Origin of the sequence: Streptomyces sp. NPDC059743 (assembly GCF_042732975.1) — a bacterium.
Classification (GTDB): Bacteria; Actinomycetota; Actinomycetes; order Streptomycetales; family Streptomycetaceae; genus Streptomyces.
Genome location: NZ_JBHWGS010000041.1, coordinates 1 through 1,460, shown reverse-complemented (window position 1 = coordinate 1,460; position 1,460 = coordinate 1). Strand labels below are relative to the sequence as shown.

The following is a 1,460-nucleotide window of genomic DNA, read 5'->3' as shown; positions in this document are numbered from 1 at the left end:
GGCACTGACATCGAAGCTGATACTCAGGTTCCGGTGGTCGTGGCTCGGGCACTGACTGGCGCCCTGCTGGGCTGTCTTCCGATTGTTCTGTCCGGCCGCCGGGACCTGTTCTCATGGCTCCGGCCGGGCGGAACATGACCTGATAGGAGCTTGGCCAGAAGCCCCCTCGATGTCCTGTCTGCGCCACCCGGCCGGTGCCCACCTCCGGTTGGGAAGGCATCAACAGCATGACATCAGAAGCCGCAGCGGACACCGTGGACCAGGATGTGTTCGGCGGGGTCGACTCCCACGCCGACACCCTCCACGTCGCGGTCATCAGCGACAACGGCGGCCACCTCGCAGACGCCGAGTTCACCACCACCGCCGCCGGATACGCCGCGGCCCTGGCCTTCCTGACCGCCCACGGCAACGTGATCGCGATCGGCGTGGAAGGCACCTCCTCCTACGGAGCCGGCTTCACCCGCACCGCCCGCTCACACGGGCACCCGGTCATCGAGGTCAACCGCCCCGACCGGGCCGAACGCCGCCGCATCGGCAAGTCCGACCCCATCGACGCCTACGCAGCCGCCCGCGCCGCCCTGTCCGGACGGGCCTCCAGCGCCCCCAAGGACGACACCGTCGCCGGAATACGCGCCCTGCACAACGCCGCCCGCTCCGCCGTCAAAGCACGCACCGCAGCCCTGAACCAGATCACCCACATCCTCATCACCGCCCCCGAGAGCATCCGCACCGGATACGGGCAGCTCAAAGGAACGGACCGCACCGACGCCCTGGCCCGCCTGCGGCCGGCCGGAGACGCCGTCCACACCGCGGTCCTCACCGCGCTGAAGAGCCTCGCCCGACGCGTCAAAGAACTGACCGCCGAGCACGAGGCCCTGACCAAGGCCCTGGACAGCGAAGTCACCGTCCACAACCCCGGCCTGCGGGCCACCTACGGGGTCGGCCCCGACACAGCCGCCCAACTGCTGATCACAGCGGGAGGCAACCCCGAACGCATGCGGACCGAAGCCTCCTTCGCCGCCCTCTGCGGAGCCGCACCGGTCCCCGCCTCCAGCGGCAGAACCAACCGGCACCGCCTCTCACGCGGCGGAGACCGAGCGGCCAACGCCGCCCTCTACCGCATCGCACTGGTCCGCATGGCCGGAGACTCCCACACCCGCGCATACGTGGCACGGCAGACCGCCGCCGGCCGCACGAAGAAGGAGATCATCCGGCTCCTGAAGCGAGCCATCGCCCGGGAGATGTTCCGCTGCCTGACCACCACGGTCACCATTCCCGGCATCGCCGACCTGAGACCCCTGCGGCAGTCCAAGAACATCACCCTCACCACCGCCGCACACCACTTCGGGGTCTGGCCAGCCACCATCTCCACCCTGGAACGCGGAATCCGCCGAGACGACGACCTCGCCCACACCTACCGCAACTGGCTCCAAACCGCTTGACGAACAATAGGAGCATCA

The 1,460-nt window shown here is 69.1% G+C and carries 1 protein-coding gene; it reads left to right on the top strand.

Features of this window, described 5'->3' with window-relative positions; all coding sequences use genetic code 11:
* The first annotated feature begins 227 nt into the window (after positions 1–227).
* Positions 228–1,442 (top strand): IS110 family transposase, encoded by a 1,215-nt coding sequence (locus ACFV6H_RS37720; protein ID WP_385551405.1) that lies wholly within the window; start codon positions 228–230, stop codon positions 1,440–1,442.
* Positions 1,443–1,460 lie beyond the last annotated feature (18 nt).

Excerpts from the sequence above, each read along its gene's own strand:
- ACFV6H_RS37720 (WP_385551405.1), top strand. The coding sequence starts at position 228 with ATGACATCAGAAGCCGCAGCGGACACCGTGGACCAGGATGTGTTCGGC.